Origin of the sequence: Streptosporangium sp. G11 (assembly GCF_051192615.1) — a bacterium.
Lineage (GTDB): Bacteria > Actinomycetota > Actinomycetes > Streptosporangiales > Streptosporangiaceae > Streptosporangium.
This window is the reverse complement of sequence record NZ_JBPJUQ010000005.1, coordinates 82,818-100,410: the sequence shown is the minus strand read 5'-3', so window position 1 is coordinate 100,410 and position 17,593 is coordinate 82,818. Positions and strand designations below refer to the sequence as shown.

The window sequence follows — 17,593 nt, the reverse complement described above, 5'->3', positions numbered from 1 at the left end:
AAGCACCGACGGCACCGACGGCACCGACGGCGCGAGGCCGGGGCCCTCGCGTTCCCCGGATTTCTCGCCGTTGATCCGCTTGAGCCTCACGTAGCGTGAGCTTCTACGGTCGTGGTCATGGAAATCATCGTTCACGACACCCCGCGGGCCATGCTGGATCTGGCGGGTCTCCCGCTGGAGCGGCGCCCGCAGGCCCTGCGCGAGATGCTGGCGCCCATGCGCGAGGCCATTCCCGTGCCCGGCGACCTCGTCGACATCCACCACGCGGGTGGCGGGTTCCGCGTGGACCGTGACGACGACCGCCATCTTCCCGCGCTGCGGCGGATGGTCGAGCAGGACGTACGCGGCCAGATCGAGGACGCCCTGCGGTCCGCCTGGAAGCGTCTCGGCGACGCCGTGCCGGGCATCAGGGGGCCGGAAAGCCTGCGGGTCATGCTGGTCCTCGGCGACCCCGACGACGCGTACCTCATGGACACCGTCGGCGGCTACTACGGCATGGGCGGCTCGCCGGGCTGGCTCTACCTGCTGGCCTGGCCCGCCGACGACGTCATCGGCAGGATCGCTCACTGCGCGGTGCACGAGTTCCACCACCAGGTGCGCTACAGCAACGTGGAGTGGAACCCCGTGACGGTCACGGTCGGCGAGCACGTCGTGTCCGAGGGGCTGGCCGAGGCGTTCGTCAGGGAACTGTCCGGCCCCGAGGCCATGGGCCCGTGGTCGGGGATGGTGACCGGCGCGGAGTTCGACCGCGCGTACGACACGATCACCGCGGCCGCCGGTCTGGAGGGCATGCGGAACACCCCGGCCTACGTGCTGGGCGACAGGGCCATGAGCAGGTTCGGCCAGGAACCGGTCGGTGTCCCCGACATGGCCGGCTACGGGGTTGGCCTGCGTATCGTCGACGCGCATCTGGCCGCGTCCGGCCTGACGGCCGCGAAGAGCACGGTGCTGCCCGGGGAGGAGATCCTGCGCAACGCCGGTGTGACCCTCCAGCCGTCTCAGGGGTCTCAGTCGTCTCAGTCGTCTCGGGGGTCTCAGGTGGTCTCCGGGGCGTCGGCGAGCGGAGACGAGGCCTGACCCGTGGGCGGTGACGACGGCCTGGGGGCCGCCCACCGCCGTTGACCCCAAAGGGTTACGGGCGGGGAGTGACGGCATGATCGGCGACCGGGCGGGCATGTCCGCGGTTGAGGTTGTGACCTGCGAAGAGGAGAGGTGACCACGCCATGCCGGAACGCGAGGAGATCCCGACCACCCTGCGGCGTTCGCCGAAGAAGGCGCGGGAGACGTGGATCAAGGCACATGACTCCGCGGTGGAGACCTACGGGGAGGGGGAGCGGGCACACCGCACGGCGTTCGCCGCGCTGAAGCACTCCTTCGAGAAGGTCGGCGACCACTGGGAGCCGAAGGGCCGCAAGGGGCCGTCCGACGCCCGCGCCGCCCAGACCAGGCCCAAGACGGGCAGGACCGCCGAGGGGGTGGACGCCAACGCCTCCAAGCAGCACCTCTACGACGTGGCCAGACGCCTGGACGTCAAGGGGCGGTCCACGATGTCGAAGGAGGAGCTGGTCTCGGCCATCCAGAAGGCGAACCGGCGGGCCACGGCGAAGGCCCGCTGAGGTCCGCGCTGAGGTCCGCTGAGGTCCCCGAGGCGCGCGCCGGGCGTCCGGGGGCCGGGACGAGGATCCGGCCGAGGCCGGCGCAGGCCCCGGCGCCGGCGCCGGATCGCGGCGAGGGCCCGCCGGGTCTCTGAACGCGGTGTGTCCCGCCCGGGGTGCGCAGCCGCCCCTGGGCGGGCATCGCCATGCTTAAAACGCCACCCCTTTTTACGAAGATTCTTTCTCTTATCGCCATAAAGCGCCTTATGCCGGATAAGTGGCACCGTGTATCGATATGTACGTAAGTACGTCTGAAGCGTCCGCGGGCAGGGAAGGGAAGAGCCGTCATGACGGATGTGTCGAGCATGGGACCACAGCCGGGCGATGACCGCCCGGTCCTGACCAATCGTCAGGGGCACCAGGTCTACGACAACCAGAACCAGCGCACGATCGGCGCGAGAGGCCCGGCCACGCTGGAGAACTACCAGTTCCTGGAGAAGATCAGCCACTTCGACCGCGAACGCATCCCCGAGCGGGTGGTCCACGCCCGAGGGGTGACCACCTACGGCTACTTCGAGGCCTACGGCAAGCTCGGTGACGAGCCGATCAGCCGCTACACGCGGGCGAAACTCTTCCAGGAGGCCGGGAAGCGGACCGACGTGGCCGTACGGTTCTCCACGGTGATCGGCGGCAGGGACTCCTCGGAGGCCGCCCGTGACCCGCGCGGGTTCGCGGTGAAGTTCTACACCGAGGACGGCAACTGGGACCTCGTCGGCAACAACCTGGCGGTCTTCTTCATCAGGGACGCCATCAAGTTCCCCGACGTGATCCACTCGCTCAAGCCGGACCCGGTGACGTTCAGGCAGGAGCCCGGCCGGATCTTCGACTTCATGTCGCAGACGCCGGAGAGCATGCACATGATCGTCAACCTGTTCAGCCCGCGCGGCATCCCCGCCGACTACCGGCACATGCAGGGATTCGGGGTCAACGCCTACCGGTGGGTGAACGAGCGGGGCGAGACCCATCTGGTCAAGTACCACTGGATGCCCAAGCAGGGCGTGCGCAGCATGACCGCCGAGGACGCCGCCGCCGTACAGGGGCGGGAGCTCGGGCACGCCACCAAGGACCTGCACGAGGCGATCGACCGGGGCGAGTTCCCCGAGTGGGAGCTGCTCGTGCAGATCATGAGCGACGACGAGCACCCCGAGCTGGACTTCGACCCGCTGGACGACACCAAGGTGTGGCCGGAGGACCGGTTCCCGCCCATGCCGGTCGGCAGGATGGTCCTGGACCGCAACGTGGCCAACAACTTCGCCGAGAACGAGCAGATCTCCTTCGGTACCGGCGTCCTGGTCGACGGTCTCGACTTCTCCGACGACAAGATGCTGGTGGGCCGTACGTTCTCCTACAGCGACACCCAGCGCCACCGGGTGGGCCCGAACTACCTGCAGCTGCCGGTCAACCAGGCCAAGCACGCCGAGGTGCGCACCAACCAGCGTGACGGCATGATGACCTACCACGTCGATGGGCAGGGCGAGAACCCGCACGTCAACTACGAGCCGTCCATCACCGGGGGGCTCCGGGAGGGGCGATACCCCACCCACGGCGAGCAGGGCCCTGTCGTCTCGGGGCGGCTGACCCGCAAGCGCATCCCGCGTACCGACGACTACACGCAGGCGGGCCAGCGCTACCTGCTGATGGAGGAGTGGGAGCGCGACGACCTCGTGCGCAACTTCGTCGACATGCTGTCCCAGGCCTCGCGCCCGGTCCAGGAGCGCATGGTCTGGCACTTCCTCATGGTCGAGGACGATCTCGGCCTCAGGGTCGGGGAGGGACTCGGGATCGGCCCCGACGACGTCTCCCACCTGGGGCCGCTGGCCGGACAGGACCTGAGCGACCAGGACCGCGAGCGGATGTCCAACCTGGGCAAGAACGGGCCCCGCGACGTGACGGGCCTGAAGATGACCCACTGCGTGCCCGACGAGCGGGCGCGGGCGAAGTGGTAGGAGCCGCCGCCGGGCCGGAGCGGGCCGTGCCCCGGCCCGGCGAGGCGGGTCGCGTGGGCGGGGGACCGGCGCGCCGGGACGGCGTCCCGGCGGCGTGGACAGATGATCCACTCGCTCGGGCCCTCTCTGACCGTGATCTTCGGAGGAGGCAGAGATCCTCGGTCAAGGCCGCCCGATTTTTCCGCTTAAAAGGTATGAATGCCATTACAGCGGGCACGCGATTCTCAACCTGAAGCCGCCAGCACCTGAGCCGTTCCCACTCCCAATTGGATCGCCATGCCTGTTAAGAGCAACGTCATTCCGATCATCCACTGGTCTCGCCGCTCGTCGTGTCTCAGTGAGGACCCCGAGCTGTTCTTTCCTGTGTCCTACGAGGGGCCGGGCCGTGAGCAGTACGAGCGCGCCAGGGCGGTGTGCCGCCGGTGCCCGGTGCGCGGACGCTGCCTGGAGTACGCGTTGAGCACCCAGCAGATGTACGGCGTCTGGGGAGGCACCACCCCGGAGGAGCGCAGGGCCACCATGGCCAGGGCGAGACAGCAGGTCAGGTAGCGGCTTTCCGCGTCAACCGGCCATCCGGTCCTCGCCCGGCGTGCCCGCCTCGTCTCGCACGCCCGGCGCGCGGCCCGGCACGTCCGGCTCTCCGGGGCCGCCGTGCTCACCCGATTCGCCTGATTCGCCGGATTCGCCGAGGAGGGCGCGGAAGCGGGTGGCGTTGCGCTGTGAGTTGTCCGCGCAGCAGTTGTTGAAGAGTACGTGGGTGACCTCGGTGCCCTCCGCGAGCTCCCGGACCCTGGCCGCCCAGCGCGCGAGCTCCGCCTCCGAGTACATGTACGCGAAGCGCTCGTCGACGTTCTTGCTGGTCCACTTGTCGGAGTGCCCGTGCAGCCGTACCACGGCCAGGTCGGAGGTCGCGGCCAGGATCGGCGGGATCGACGAGGTGTGCCCCTGGGGCATGTCGACCCCCACGTACGTGAGGCCGTGCCCGGCGAGAAAGGCCAGGGTGTCCTCGCGGTTCTCCTCGCTCATCCAGGTGTGGTTGCGGAACTCGACGCTGACGCGCATCGGCGCGCAGCGCCGGGCGCACTCCAGGATGGAGCGCCTGTTGTCCTCCCCGATCGGGAACCACGGCGGGAACTGGAAGAGCACCGCCCCCAGCTTGCCCGCCTCGTGCAGCGGCTCCAGCGCGTCGAGGAACCGCCGCCAGACCTCGTCGGCGATTTCCGGTGGCACGTGCTTGGGGTAGAGGTTGCGCTCCGGCGGCGCGCCGAGTTCCTCCCGCAGGTCCTTGTGGAGGGCGGCGGGACGGGTGGGGTGCCCGGTCAGCAGGGAGAACGCCTTGACGTCGAAGGTGAAGTCCGCGGGGGTACGGTCGCGCCACGCCTCCGCCGTGCTCCGTGACGGCGGGTGGTAGTAGGTGGAGTCCACCTCGGCGATGGGGAACCTCGTCGCGTAGTAGGCCAGGCGTTTCGCCGGGGTGGAGGCGTCGCCGGGATACCAGCCCGACTCCACCAGGGACCGGTGGGTCCACGAGGCCGTGCCCACAAGGATCCTGCCCATGTTCGCGTCCTCCCTGACACATCCGATGCTCTTGCGCTCCCACCACCCGGCGGGAAGGCGGCGGGGGTCCTCGCGCCGGGTTTCCTACGGCCTTCCGCCGACACCACCGGCCAGCTCGCCCAGGCGCGCGGGGCCCCCGGTGCGCGGTGACAGCGGCGGGGTGTCCATGCCCTCGGCGCTGCGCAGCCCCTCGAACAGCTCCCTCATCGCGTCCACCGCCGTGTGGCGTGGCTGCCAGCCCAGCTCGGCGTGGGCGCGGCCGATGTCCATGATCGGCATCCTGAGCACCAGGTCGACCAGGCCGGGCGGGGCGGGGACCAGCCTCATGTGCCAGGCGGCGGCGACGGTGCTCCTGAGCGTCCAGCCGGAGACGGGCACCAGCCGGGCACCGAGCAGCCCGGCCAGTACCGAGGGCTCGATCACCGGGTCGGCGGCGATGTTGAAGGCGCCCGACACCGGCCGGATGACCGCCAGCCGGTAGGCCTCGCCGACGTCGTCGCTGTGGACCGTCTGGAAGCGGAGTCCGGGGGTGTCGGGCACGAACGGGATCAGGCCCGGCCGTACCAGCCGCTGCGGGACGAACGGCCCGCCGAACAGGCGCCGCTGCCCGACCGCGGCCCCCCGCTTGAAGATGAGGCCCGGCCGCAACCGCACGACCCTGATGTCCCGATGGTCGCGCTCGAACAGGTCGAGCACCCGCTCCACGTAGGCCTTCTCCCGGCCGTAGGCGGCGCCGGGCCAGCCGTGGGCCGGCCAGTCCTCGGTGACCGTCCGGTCCTTGGGCGCGGAGGAGTAGGCGCCCACCGAGGAGGCGTGCACGAGCGCGGAGACACCCGCCCGCGCGGCGGCCTCGAAGACCCTGATGCTGCCCAGGACGTTGTTCCGCCAGGTCGTCACCGGGTCGCGGGTGGGCTGGAACAGCCACGCCAGGTGGACGACCGCGTCGGCCCCCTCCAGGTGTGGCGCCAGGTCGTCACCGGTGACGTCCACGGTCCGCCAGGTGGTCTTGGGCGGGCGCCGGTCCGGCCGCCTGCGGGCCAGGCCCACGATGGATGTGACATCCCGATCGGCCGCGAGGGCGGACACCACGCTCGTGCCCACGTTTCCCGTCGCGCCGACGACCACTACTCGCATGCCTACCGGGTGCCCTGACAAGGCCCGGCGAATCCCTCTCCGCGACTGCTTTGCCGTATGGGGAGGAGATCCGGCCGTATGCGGTCACCGCCTCCGGCCGGTCGGGAACCGGCGTCCGCGCCGCGGCGCCGACTTGCGGAGCGATTCGCTCCGGGCATACCATCCGAACCAATCGGAGCAAATCGCTCCGGTTTCGTTCGCGCGGAGCACCGAGGAGCCGATCGGCATGGAAAGAGAAGTTCACGAGCCTGAGGCCGCCGTCCGGCGGGTCGTCGAGGACGCCCAGAGGTACCAGAACGATCCCGGCCGGTTCATCTCCCTGCACGCGGCCGACACGAGCGTCGTCAACTTCGTGGGACGCCGGGTGCTCGGAAGGGAGGTCCTCCAGCGGGCCATGGAGGCGGCTCTGGAGACGCCGCTGGCGAACGTGATTACGACGGTCGAGGTCGAGGACATCCGCTTCGTCCGTCCCGACGTCGCGATCGTGGCCGGGATCAAGCACGTGTCCGACGAGCGGGAGGCGCCGGTGGGAGACGCCCCCGGCGCGGCCCTGCCCTCGTCGTCGGGACGGATCACCTACGTCGTGGCGAAGGAGCGGGACGCCTGGCGCATCGTCTCCGCCCAGACCACCCCGATCACGGGCTGAGCCCCCGGTCTCTCGCGTTCACGCGGCGCCGGACGCGCGGGACGGGAGATCGCGCCCGCCGCACGCCCGCCGGTCCGGCCGGTTCCCCGGGTCTGCCGCGAGGGGTCAGCGCCGGGGGGACGGCCAGGGGTTGGGGCGGCAGCCGTGCAGGGACTTGGTCTGCTGGAGCATCACCGGCGCCCGCCGGCCGCGTCCCGGGCAGGACACGTGGCCGTGGCCGAGACCGTGGCCGACCTCGTGGCTGATGACGTACTCGCGGTAGGAGGCCACGTCGCGGCCGTAGCCCTCCGCCCCGCTGTTCCAGCGGACCGCGTTGATGACCGCGCGCTCGCCGTTCCAGCAGGAGAGTATGCCGTTGGTCCGCATCGGCAGGCATCGCTTGTTGGCCGTCTCGGGGCTGGTCAGCGAGACCCTGATCTTCACCGGGCCGCGGGCCACCCGCTTGAACCGGTACCCCCAGCCGCGCGGGTCGTTGAGAATCCGGTGCACCTCGGCGGCGAACTCCTCCGCCTCGAACGGCAGGCCCCGCTCGACCTCCACCGCGTACCGGATCACCTTGCCCTTCTTCCCCTTGGGGGGTCCGGCCTCGCCGGGGGCGACGGTGTAGCGGCCCTTGGCCGACCGGGGCACCTTCACCTTCAGCGGCTGCTGCCGGCCGTTGGCGAGCAGGAGGGGCTCCTTGGCCGGTGAAGGGGTCACGGGACCCGAGGAGTTCGCCGGCGCGGCCGTGTCCTGCGGCTGCGGCGGCGGGGTCGGTGTCTCGGGTACCGCCGGTATGCCGGGCGGGGCGGCGTCGGGGGGCGTGGGCCCGTCGGGAACGGGGTCGAGGCGACCGCTCAGCACCGTGGCCCCACCGGCCGTGAACGTGACCGCGATGCTCAGCGCGAGAAGCCACAGAACGGTCTTAGGTTCACGTCTCATTTCGTTCCTGGACATAGACCGTAAACCATATTGCCCCCCGGCGGTAACTGATCAAACCAGGAGAAAATCCATCATAAGACGGCATCGTAGGGGGACTTCGGGGGAGTACGCCAACGGCGGCCGCATGCTGCGGCCGCCGTCGGATCAAGGGGTTCGCGGGCTTGGCTGTGGTGTGCGGTCATATGCCGCGGGGAACCGTGACCGGTGTCGTGGCCCGGCGACGGTCGCGTGGCCTACGAGTGCGGGCAGGTGTCCTGGTACTCGGAGATGTTCAGGTCGACCCGGGGTGCCGGGCACAGGAACTGCTCGTACCGGGTGTCGTCGTCGATGAACCGCTTCATCCACGAGACGCTGTACTTGGCGATCGTCGTGTTGGACACGTTGGGCGCCGTGTGACCGGCGTTGTTGAGCTCCAGGTAGGCCTTCTCGGAGGAGGCCGGGATGCTGTTGTAGAACGGCTTGGCGTGCGAGCTCACCGAGGCGATCGCGTCGTTCTCCGCACCGATGATCAGGGTCGGGACGCGCACGCCCGACCAGCTCTTGGTCGTGTGCCACGGGGTCAGCGGGATGGCCGCCTGCAGCTGCGGCCGGCTGTTGGAGGCCGCCAGCGTGCCGCCGCCGCCCATCGAGTGCCCGGCGACGCCGAGCCTGCTCGCATCGACCCGGTTCGCGACCGAGCTCTCCTGCGTGAGGTAGTCGAGCGCGGCGAGCAGCTGCCGTCCCCGGCTGGCGGGCTGGTCGGAGCGGGTGAGGGTGTCGATGTTGAAGACCACGAAGCCGTGGGAGGCCAGCCGCGAGGCGAGCCAGGCCATGGTGGACCTGCTCGCGGTGTAGCCGGGGGCGATGGCGACCCCGCCGAACGTCCCCTCCGCGGTGGACGTCGGGTAGTAGATCGTCCCTCCGCCGAAGCCGGTAACCCGGAGCGAGGAGACGGTGGTCTCCGAGATCGCGAACGGTCCCCTGGACGCCTCGATGAGGGAGACGGTCGGGTCGGGGCCGCGGTCGTAGGGGCCCGCGGAGGTGGCCTGCGCGGCGGGCGCCGCGACGGCCTGCGCGGCGGGCGCGAGGGTCCCGCCGGTGCCGAGCAGAGCGAGTGCGAGGGTCAGCGCGGCGACCGTCGTCGCCCGGCGAGAACGCCTGGACGCGGGGGTCTGGGGGGTGGTGCCGTACGGCTGCACGTTGCTGTACTCCGTTCCTGTGGGGGGAACCACGGCGATACGGCGGTCGGCGTTGACGGCCGTTCGTCGCGCATCGGCCCGCCACCGGGAACGGCGGCGGTACGGTCAGCGTCACCGGGGTGACCCCTCGGGTTTCTGACAGTCGACACTTTCTCGTTGTCAGCCTCGGAGTGCATCGGTGAAATCACCCGTACTCCACCGCACTGGTGAACGCCGGTGAATAGGGGCATCAACCGGCGGATCAGGACATCAACCGCACCAGTTCCACCCGCGAGCGGATGTCGAGTTTGGCGAAGATGTTCCTGAGGTGGTGCTCGACGGTCCTCGGGCTCAGGAAGAGCCGGGCCGCCACCTCCCGGTTGGTGGCGCCGTCCGCGACGATGCGCGCGATCTGGTACTGCTGCGCGGTGAGCTTCTCCGTGGCCTTCGGGCGGTGCGACCGGACGGCCTCTCCCGCCCCGCGCAGCTCGGTGCGGGCCTGCTCGGCCCAGAGCCGCGCGCCGGAGCGCTCGAATGTCTCCAGCGCGCTGTGCAGGTGCTCCCTGGCCGCGCCGGGACGCCGGTTCCTGCGCAGCGCGCTGCCGAAGAGCAGCTGGGTGCGGGCCGTCTCGAACTCGGAGAAACCCTGGTGGTGCAGGTCGAGCGCGGCCCTGAAGTACTCCTCGGCGTCACCGGGGGCGGCCAGCAGCGCGTGGCAGCGCGTGGCCAGCGCGCGCCGGTCGGGACTGCGGGTGCTGCCCACCCAGCGGTCGAGCACCCGCAGCGCCTCCCCGGCCCGTTCCCGGTCACCCGTGCGCGCGACGGCCTCGACGAACAGGGGGGTCGACATGACCCGCACAACGAGGTGGCCGCTGGGCCCGTCCGCCCTGGCCGTGGCCTGCAGCCGCTTGGCGGCGTCGGCATGGCGGCCCGCCGCGAGGTCGAGGTGGGCCAGCGCCCAGTTGCCGAGCGCGCCCGCCACGCACACGCCGTGGGCGTCCGCCAGCTCGATGGCGCTCGCCGCCCTGATCGCGCACGTCTCCTCGTCCCCCTCGACGGCCGCGGTGAGGGCCAGCCACCCCAGGTGCTGGCCCGCGCTGTTGGGCCGCCCGCGATCCTGGGCCAGCCTGAGCCCCTCGATGGCGCTGGCGGTGATGGAGGCGTACCGGCCCATCCAGAGCTCGGCATGGATCATGAACTCCAGGACCTGCGGCACCGTGGAGACCGCCCCGAGGGCCCGCGCCGTCTCCACCGCCCGGCCGCACAGCCTCATCGCCTGCGCGTCGTCGCCGAGCAGCAGGCTGGCCACGCCCGCCCACACCAGCACCGAGGGGGTGCGCACCGAGGGGGCGAGCTCCAGCACCCGGCGGAGCGGATCGGCCGCCTCGCGGTGACGGCCGTCGAAGGTGGCCGCCGTACCGGCCAGATACTCGAACATCAGCTGGGTGGCCGCCGGGTCGTCCGGGCGGCGCAGCGTGGCGGCCCACCGCGCGATGTCCAGATAGCGAAGGTTGTCGCCGGCCAGGTAGCTCGCCTCGCCCGCGCGGATGAGCACCCGCACGGCCTGTCCCCGGTCCCTGTCCAGCAGCGACTCGGCCGCCGCCATCAGGTCGTCCCCGGCACTGCCGGTCTTGCCGCTGCGCAACGCCAGGCTGCCGCGGATGAGCTCGGCCTGGCTCCGTACCTCCTCGGAGATCGTCAGCGACTGCAGGCGGGTGAGCAGCGACCGGGCGCGCCGGGGCAGGCCCGCGCGCCACGCGCGGTTGGCGGCGGCGGCCAGGCGCGCGGCCTTGAGGTCGCCGTGCTCGGTCAGCTCGGCCGCCCGCTCGAAGGCCAGGAAGGTCGCGGGGTGGCCGCCGTGGAAGCTCTCGGCCGCCGAGGCGGCCGAGGCCAGCTCGTCGGCCAGGGACTCGGCGGGGCCGTCCATCGCGGCGGCCCGGTGCCAGGCCCGCCGCAGTCGCTGGTGGTCGTGGCGCAGCACGCCCGCGAGCAGGCGGTGCGCGGCGCGGCGGCGGGCGAGAGAGGCGCCGGCGTAGACCACCGTCCGCATCGCCGGCTCGCGGAAGTCGTAGCGGTCACCGTCTCCGTCACCGTCGGCGCCGGGGACATGGACGATCACCCCCGCCCGCTCCGCCGGTTCCAGCGCGGTCAGCGCGCACTCCGGCTCCACGGCGCCGACCAGGTTGACCGTCTCCAGATCCGGATCCGCCGCGAGCAGCAGGAGCATGTCCGCGGTATCGCGAGGCAGCCGCGCCAGCCGGTCGGCGTACGCGCGCCAGAGCCGCCCGCTCCTCGGCAGGGTCGCCGGCGGGGCGGCGGCGCCGGAGATCTGCTCGGGGCTCAGCGACCCGGCGAGCTCTTCGAGCGCCAGCGGGTTGCCGCGGGCGATCTCCAGCAGTGACGCCCGTACGTCGTCGGCCATCCCCGGCACCAGGTCGTCGGCCAGCCGCCTGGCCGGCTCCTCGCCCAAGGCTCCCAGCTCGAGCACCGGTATGTCGTCGGGGGCGAAGGTGTCGTCGTCGGCCCCGAACAGCAGCACGACCGGTTCCCCCGCCAGTCGTCTGGCCGCGAAGAAGAGCGCCTCGCGGCTGGGCGCATCGAGGTGGTGGACGTCGTCGACGCAGGCCAGGACCGGGCCACCGGCGGCCAGCAGGAGGTTGAGCACCGCCGCGGGAAGCGCCAGCCCGCCGTCCGCCGTGCCCAGTTCCAGTGCCCGCCTCAGCGCCTCGGCCTGTGCCGGGGGGAGCGCGGGCAGCCGGTCGGCGACCGGCCGGAGCAGTCCGTGCAGCCCGGCGTACGGCAGGTGCGACTCGGCCTCGGTGCCACGCGCCCTGAGCACGACGAAGCCCCGGACGTTCCCGGTGTCGCCGATGCCGCCGGTGTCGCTCGCGTGGTCCGCCGCCAGGTCGAGCATCGCGGTCTTTCCTGTTCCCCGTGCCCCCCGCAGGATCGCCGCGCCCCCGCGGCCGCCGCGGGCGGCGTCGAGTAATCGCAGCAGCGCGTCCCGCTCCGTGTCGCGGCCGTGCAGCGCCGGTGACCGGGTGGCGGCGGAGGGGGAGGGCATGCCCCAGTGTTACGCGCGTGTGTCGTGCCTGGAAAGAGCGGGTGGCGGGGTTCTCCGCCGACCTCCGCTGGCCTGCGCCGGTGTACCGGCGGCCTCGGGAAGACCGGTGATTTCACCGATGCGCGCCGAGGGGGAGCGCGGTCGGACATCGAGCGGTCGGAGGGGGAGCGCGGTCGGACATCGAGCGGTCGAAGGGGGCGGAGACAGGGATACGGGGCGCAAGCGCCCGGGGTTGAGGGAGCCGGGGGAGAGGGCGGAGGTGGAGGGCGGGTGAGAAGGAGGGCTGGGCCGGAGAGGGAGGTTCCGGCCCGGCCGTAGGGGGGACCGGGGTGCTCACCGGCCCGAAATGATCACCTTTCTGGCCTCTCCCGGATCGTCGGCGGCCAGCGCGAGCCGGGCGTTGTCATGGCACCGCTCCAGGGAATGGGCGGCGAGACTCTCCCGTACCGCGGGAATTCCGGGCGCGGACATCGACAGGCTGGTGACGCCCAGCCCGACCAGGACGGTCGCCAGGAGCGGGTCGGCCGCCGCCTCGCCGCACACTCCGACGGGTTTGCCCGCCGCCCGCCCGGCCGCCGCGCAGTCGGCGATCAGCTGGAGCAGCGCGGCCTGCCAGGGGTCGAGCAGGTCGGCCAGTTCCCCGTGCTGCCGGTCGGAGGCGAAGGTGTACTGGCTCAGGTCGTTGGTGCCGATGCTCAGGAAGTCGAGCTCCTTCAGCAGGCGCCCGGCGCGCAGCGCGGCGGCGGGCACCTCCACCATCGCCCCGACGCGCGCGATCCCCCGGGCGCGGGCCCGTCCGGCGAAGTCGGCCGCCTCGCCCGCCGTCGTCACCATGGGCGCCATCACCCACGGCTCGGCCCCGCTCGCGCGAGCCGCCTCGGCGATGGCGTCGAGCTGGGTGTCGAGCACCTCGGGCCTGACCCGGGAGACCCGCAGTCCCCGTACGCCCAGCGCGGGGTTGGTCTCCTCGGCCAGCCCGAGGAACGGCAGCGGCTTGTCCGTGCCCGCGTCGAGGGTACGGACCACGACGTGCCCGCCGGGGGCGGCGCGGAAGACCGCGGCGTAGGCGGCCACCTGCTCCTCGTAGCCCGGCTCCTCGCGCCGGTCCAGGAAGAGGAACTCGGTGCGGAACAGCCCCACCCCCTCGGCGTCCACTCCCTCGGCCCCCTCCGCCGAGGGAACGCGACCCGAAGGGGTGAGGTCGGCCGCGGAACCGATGTTGAGCAGCAGTTTGACCGGATGGCCGTCGGAGGTCCGGCCGGGGCCACGGCTGGTGCCCGTCCGGCGGCGGTCGTCCTCGGCCCGGCGCTGGATCTCGGTGGCGGCCTCCTCGCCGATGCCGACCTCCACCTCGCCCCGCAGGCCGTCGACCGACACCCACGTCCCCTCGCCGATGTCGTCCGCTCCCCGGCAGGCGACCACGGCGGGCAGGCCGCGGGCACGGGCCAGGATGGCGGTGTGGCTGGTCGGGCCGCCCTTCTCGGTGACGAGGGCGAGGACGGATCCGGGATCGAGGTTCACCGTGTCGGCGGGGGACAGGTCCCCGGCGACCAGGACGAACGGGTGGCCGGGGTCGGGCACCCCCGGGACGGGCAGGCCCAGCACCGCCGCCACGGCCCGGTTGCGGATGTCGTCGAGGTCCGCGGCGCGCTCGGCGAAGTAGCCGCCCGCCGCCAGCAGCGCGCGCCGGTGGTGGGCGCAGGCCTCGTCGATGGCGTGCGCCGCGTTCTTGCCCGACCTGACGCTCGTCTCCACGGACTCGTGCAGGCTGGGGTCGTCGGCGATGAAGGACTGCGCCTCCAGGATCGCCTTGGCGTCGGCGCCGGACGCCTTCTCCGCCCGTGCCGCCAGCTCGGAGACCGTGGCCCGCAGCGCGTCCATCGCCCGGCTGAGCTCGGCGCCGGCGTCTTCGACGGGGGTGGGGGCCGGCAGCTCCGGCGGGCCCGCCATCCGGCAGACCCGTCCGGCGGCCCGGCCCGAGCTCACGCCCAGGCCCCTGAGCGTCTCAGCCACGGGTGGTCTCTTCGGCGTCGAGGTCGCGGGCGAGCAGTTCGGCGAGGGAGTCGAGCGCCTCGTCGGCCCCCGGCCCCTCCGCCTCGATCGTGACCTCCGTGCCGTGGGTGGCGCCCAGGGCCAGCACGGCGAGCATGCTGTTGGCCGGTACGGGCTTGCCGTCCCCGACGCGGATGCGGACGGGCATCCCCTGCTTGGCCGCGGCCTGCACGAAGATCTTCGCGGGCCGGGCGTGAAGGCCCGTGCTTGAGGCGACGACCACTGTCCTCTCCGGCATCTCCGGTTCTCCTTCTGCGCGTTCTGCACGTTTTTGTGAGCGGTGGTGAGCCTGGCGGTCCTCGGTGGGCCGCGCGGGCCCTGCGGGGGTCTGCGCGGTCTTGTGCTGGTCCTGCGGGGGCCTGCGCGGAGCGGCGGTCGCATGGTCGGTCCTGTACCGGGCCTGCGTGGTCCTTGCGTGGTCCTGCGTGGCCTTGTGCGGGCCCGCGTGGTTCTGCGCGGGCCTGTGCCGGGCACTCCCGGGACCCTTCCGCCGGGCCCAGCGGAAGGGGGCGGGGACCGGGGCCGGTCAGGGTTCGATGGTCACCTTGATGGCCTCGCCCCTGCTGACGATGTCGATCCCTTCCAGGACCTCCGCGAGCGGCAGCCGGTGCGTGATCAGGTCGGCGACCGGTACCGAGCCGTCGGCGATCAACCGCAGGGCGCGGGCGTTGTGCGCCGGGCTGGACCCGTTGGCGCCGACGATGGTCAGCTCCCGGTAGTGGACCAGGTTGGAGTCGCACCGGATGATCGGGTTGTCCTTGGGCAGGCCGCCGAAGAAACTGATCCGTCCCTGGCGGGCCGCCATCCGCAGCGCCTGCTCCTGGGCGGCACCGGAGGCCGCGGCGGTGATGACGACGTCGGCCCCCCTGCCGTCGGTCAGCTTGAGCACCTGCTCGACGACGTCCTCGCCGTGGACGACCGCGTCCGGGTGGACCAGCCTGGCGGCCATCTCCAGCCGCGCGGCGTTGATGTCGACGAGGAAGACCCGCGCCGCGCCCCGCGCCCGTGCCAGCCGCACGTGCAGGCAGCCGATCGGGCCCGAGCCCATGATCACCACGTCGTCGCCCTCGCCCACGCGGGCCAGCTCCTGGCCGTTGAGCACGCAGGCCAGCGGCTCGGCCACCGACGCCTCGGCGAAACCGATCTCGTCCGGGACGCGGTTGACGCCGTCGACCGCGAGCACCTTCGCCGGGATGATCATGTACTCGGCGAAGCCGCCGTCGTAGTGGTAGCCCATCGACTCCTGGTTCGGGCAGACGGTCATCCGGCCCCTGCGGCACTCCTCGCACGTCCCGCAGGGAATCGCGGCGATCACCTGCACCCGGTCGCCCGGGGCCCACCCGCCCGCGTCGACGGCCTCGACCACCTCACCGGCGATCTCGTGCCCCATGACCCTGGGCGGCCTGATGTGGTGGTGGCCGTGCTTGAGGATCTTCGCGTCGGTGCCGCAGGTCGAGCAGTTGCGTACGCGTATCTTGATCTCGCCTGGCCCGGTGACGGGTTCCGGCGCCTCCTCGACGCGGATGTCGCCAGGGGCGTAGAAACGGGCGACCTTCACTATGTCTCGTCCTCTTCGTTCGGTTGCAACAGCCGGACCACCTCGGCGACCTCCGTCGCCTCGCGAAGGGCCCTGGCCTGGTCGGGATCCATCAGGATCTGGGCGAGTTCGGCGAGCAGCCGTACGTGGCCGTCGCCCTTGGCGGCGATGCCGATGCACACCGTCACCTGGTCGCCGTCCCAGTCGACGCCGCCGGGAAAGCGCACGACGCTGATGGCGTCGTACCGGACGGCGTCCTTGGCGGCCAGGGTGCCGTGCGGGATGGCGACCCCCTCGCCGACGTAGGTGGAGATCGAGCGCTCCCGTTCGAGCATGGTGTCGATGTAGGCGCTCTCCACCGCCCCGACGGCGAGCAGGGCCTCCCCGCACTGCCGGATCGCGTCGTCGCGGTCGGCGGCCGAGGCCGCCAGCCGGATGGCGCGCGGGTCCAGCGGCAGCGGCGCCGTCTCAGGCATTGACGGTGCCGCCGTTCTTGATCGTGCTGACCAGCTTGGTCACCGCCGGGTCCCCGATGAAGACCTGGAACGAGACCAGCACCTTGTCCGGGGCCCCGGCCTTGGCCCGGTTCGCCAGGCCGGCGTGGCAGACCACCACGTCGGCGTCGGCGGGGATCGAGTTGACCGGGGTGTGCTCCACCTGAACGTTGTGGGCCTTCAGCTGCTTGCGGAGCTGGCTGGCGAGCATGACGCTGCTGCCCATGCCCGCGTCGCAGGCGACGACGATCTTGTGGATGTCCTTGCTCTCAATGCTGGGCATCGGTCAGGCCTCCTTGACGGTGGGTGTGGTCGGCGATTCCTCGGTGGTCTCCTCAGGGGTCTCCTCGGTCTCGTCCTTACCCCTGCCGAAGCCGAGGAGCGCCGCCGCGACGGCGAAGGAGACGAGGGTCGCGGCGAGGACGCCGGCGAGGGTGCCGAACCATCCGCCCCTGGGCGTCACCGCGAGGAAGGCGAAGATGCTGCCGGGCGACGGTGTGGCCACCAGCCCGGCCCCGGTCACGATGAAGACCAGGACGCCCGTGGCTCCACCGGCGATGACCGCGAGGATCAGGCGGGGCTTCATGAGCACGTACGGGAAGTAGATCTCGTGGATGCCGCCGAAGAACTGGATGATGATCGCGGCGGGGGTGCTGGGGCGCAGCGCGCGGGGGCCGAAGAACATGAAGGCCAGGAGCAGGCCGAGCCCGGGGCCGGGGTTCGACTCCAGCATGAACAGGATCGACTTGCCCTGCTCGGCCGCCTGCGCCACGCCCAGCGGGCCCATCACGCCGTGGTTGATGGCGTTGTTGAGGAAGAGCACCTTGGCGGGCTCGATGACGACCGAGGCCAGCGGCAGCAGGTTGTTGCCGATCAGCCAGGCGACCGCGTCGCTCGCGACGTCGGTGACCGCGGCGACGATGGGGCCGACGGCCTTGAGTCCCACCAGGGCCATGGCGCCGCCGATGATGCCGGCGCTGAAGTTGTCCACCAGCATCTCGAAGCCGGACTTGACGCGGTCGGCGACGAGCCCGTCGAACAGCTTCAGGAGGTACGCGGTCAGCGGCCCTATGACCATCGCGCCGAGGAACATCGGGCTGTCGGCGCCGGCGACGACGCCCATCGTGGCGACGGCGCCGACCACGGCGCCGCGCTGGCCGTGGACCATCCGCCCGCCGGTGTAGCCGATCAGGATGGGCAGCAGCACCTTGACGATCGGATCCACCAGGACGGCGAATTCCTTGTTGGGCAGCCAGCCGGTGGGGATGAACAGAGCGGTGATCAGGCCCCAGGCGATGAACGCGCCGATGTTCGGCATGATCATCCCGGCGAGATATCCGCCGAAACGCTGGATGTTCGCTCTCGCCCCGGTTCCTGTGACAGTTGGGGTGTACTCGCTCATATGATTCTGCTCCTTCCGGGGTGACCGG

16 protein-coding genes are annotated in these 17,593 nt (G+C 71.7%); 5 read left to right on the top strand and 11 right to left on the bottom strand.

Translation table 11 applies throughout. From position 1 onward, the window contains the following. The first annotated feature begins 117 nt into the window (after positions 1 to 117). The 4 genes from ACSDR0_RS07330 (at position 118) to ACSDR0_RS07315 (ending at position 4,150) form a co-directional block, all read left to right on the top strand. On the top strand, positions 118 to 1,077 hold the full coding sequence (locus ACSDR0_RS07330; protein WP_435287979.1) for a DUF2268 domain-containing protein: 960 nt from the start codon (positions 118 to 120) through the stop codon (positions 1,075 to 1,077). Positions 1,078 to 1,223: 146 nt separating this feature from the next. Next, positions 1,224 to 1,616, top strand: a complete 393-nt coding sequence (locus tag ACSDR0_RS07325; RefSeq protein WP_435287978.1) for a ChaB family protein — start codon at positions 1,224 to 1,226, stop codon at positions 1,614 to 1,616. 326 nt (positions 1,617 to 1,942) lie between these two features. Beyond that, positions 1,943 to 3,601 carry a catalase gene (locus ACSDR0_RS07320; RefSeq protein WP_435287977.1) on the top strand — a complete coding sequence of 553 codons (1,659 nt, stop codon included), beginning with the start codon at positions 1,943 to 1,945 and terminating at the stop codon, positions 3,599 to 3,601. Between the two features lie 276 nt (positions 3,602 to 3,877). Continuing rightward, entirely contained in the window at positions 3,878 to 4,150 is a 273-nt protein-coding gene (locus ACSDR0_RS07315; protein ID WP_435287976.1) for a WhiB family transcriptional regulator, read from the top strand. A 12-nt stretch (positions 4,151 to 4,162) separates the two neighbouring features. Here ACSDR0_RS07315 and ACSDR0_RS07310 read toward each other — a convergent pair whose 3' ends face one another. Continuing rightward, the gene (locus tag ACSDR0_RS07310) at positions 4,163 to 5,158 is read right to left on the bottom strand and encodes a DUF72 domain-containing protein (protein ID WP_435287975.1); all 996 of its coding nucleotides are present in this window, start codon (positions 5,156 to 5,158) and stop codon (positions 4,163 to 4,165) included. Positions 5,159 to 5,242: 84 nt separating this feature from the next. Then, complete coding sequence (locus ACSDR0_RS07305) at positions 5,243 to 6,292, bottom strand: NAD-dependent epimerase/dehydratase family protein (protein WP_435287974.1); 1,050 nt, start codon at positions 6,290 to 6,292, stop codon at positions 5,243 to 5,245. A gap of 226 nt (positions 6,293 to 6,518) precedes the next feature. Here ACSDR0_RS07305 and ACSDR0_RS07300 point away from each other — a divergent pair, with 226 nt between their 5' ends. Then, complete coding sequence (locus ACSDR0_RS07300; RefSeq protein WP_435287973.1) at positions 6,519 to 6,938, top strand: SgcJ/EcaC family oxidoreductase; 420 nt, start codon at positions 6,519 to 6,521, stop codon at positions 6,936 to 6,938. A gap of 105 nt (positions 6,939 to 7,043) precedes the next feature. Here ACSDR0_RS07300 and ACSDR0_RS07295 read toward each other — a convergent pair whose 3' ends face one another. The 9 genes from ACSDR0_RS07295 to mtlA all read right to left on the bottom strand — a co-directional run bounded on the left by ACSDR0_RS07295 (position 7,044) and on the right by mtlA (position 17,565). Further along, on the bottom strand, positions 7,044 to 7,859 hold the full coding sequence (locus ACSDR0_RS07295) for a DUF3152 domain-containing protein (protein WP_435287972.1): 816 nt from the start codon (positions 7,857 to 7,859) through the stop codon (positions 7,044 to 7,046). 233 nt (positions 7,860 to 8,092) lie between these two features. Beyond that, positions 8,093 to 9,070, bottom strand: coding sequence for a bis(hydroxyethyl) terephthalate hydrolase (gene bdeA / locus ACSDR0_RS07290; protein ID WP_435287971.1), 978 nt, complete (start codon positions 9,068 to 9,070; stop codon positions 8,093 to 8,095). 208 nt (positions 9,071 to 9,278) lie between these two features. Then, positions 9,279 to 12,080: an AAA family ATPase gene (locus ACSDR0_RS07285; RefSeq protein WP_435287970.1), complete on the bottom strand. Its 2,802-nt coding sequence runs from the start codon at positions 12,078 to 12,080 to the stop codon at positions 9,279 to 9,281. Positions 12,081 to 12,413: 333 nt separating this feature from the next. Next, positions 12,414 to 14,093 (bottom strand): phosphoenolpyruvate--protein phosphotransferase, encoded by a 1,680-nt coding sequence (gene ptsP / locus ACSDR0_RS07280; protein ID WP_435287969.1) that lies wholly within the window; start codon positions 14,091 to 14,093, stop codon positions 12,414 to 12,416. Beyond that, the gene (locus ACSDR0_RS07275; protein ID WP_435287968.1) at positions 14,086 to 14,370 is read right to left on the bottom strand and encodes an HPr family phosphocarrier protein; all 285 of its coding nucleotides are present in this window, start codon (positions 14,368 to 14,370) and stop codon (positions 14,086 to 14,088) included. Before ACSDR0_RS07275 ends, ptsP begins: the two co-directional genes overlap by 8 nt. 288 nt (positions 14,371 to 14,658) lie before the next feature. After that, the gene (locus ACSDR0_RS07270; protein WP_435287967.1) at positions 14,659 to 15,690 is read right to left on the bottom strand and encodes a zinc-dependent dehydrogenase; all 1,032 of its coding nucleotides are present in this window, start codon (positions 15,688 to 15,690) and stop codon (positions 14,659 to 14,661) included. After that, positions 15,690 to 16,145: a PTS sugar transporter subunit IIA gene (locus ACSDR0_RS07265; RefSeq protein WP_435287966.1), complete on the bottom strand. Its 456-nt coding sequence runs from the start codon at positions 16,143 to 16,145 to the stop codon at positions 15,690 to 15,692. Before ACSDR0_RS07265 ends, ACSDR0_RS07270 begins: the two co-directional genes overlap by 1 nt. Then, positions 16,138 to 16,446 (bottom strand): PTS lactose transporter subunit IIB, encoded by a 309-nt coding sequence (locus ACSDR0_RS07260; RefSeq protein WP_435287965.1) that lies wholly within the window; start codon positions 16,444 to 16,446, stop codon positions 16,138 to 16,140. Before ACSDR0_RS07260 ends, ACSDR0_RS07265 begins: the two co-directional genes overlap by 8 nt. Before the next feature lie 3 nt (positions 16,447 to 16,449). Beyond that, positions 16,450 to 17,565 (bottom strand): mannitol-specific PTS transporter subunit IIC, encoded by a 1,116-nt coding sequence (mtlA, locus tag ACSDR0_RS07255; RefSeq protein ID WP_435287964.1) that lies wholly within the window; start codon positions 17,563 to 17,565, stop codon positions 16,450 to 16,452. Positions 17,566 to 17,593 lie beyond the last annotated feature (28 nt).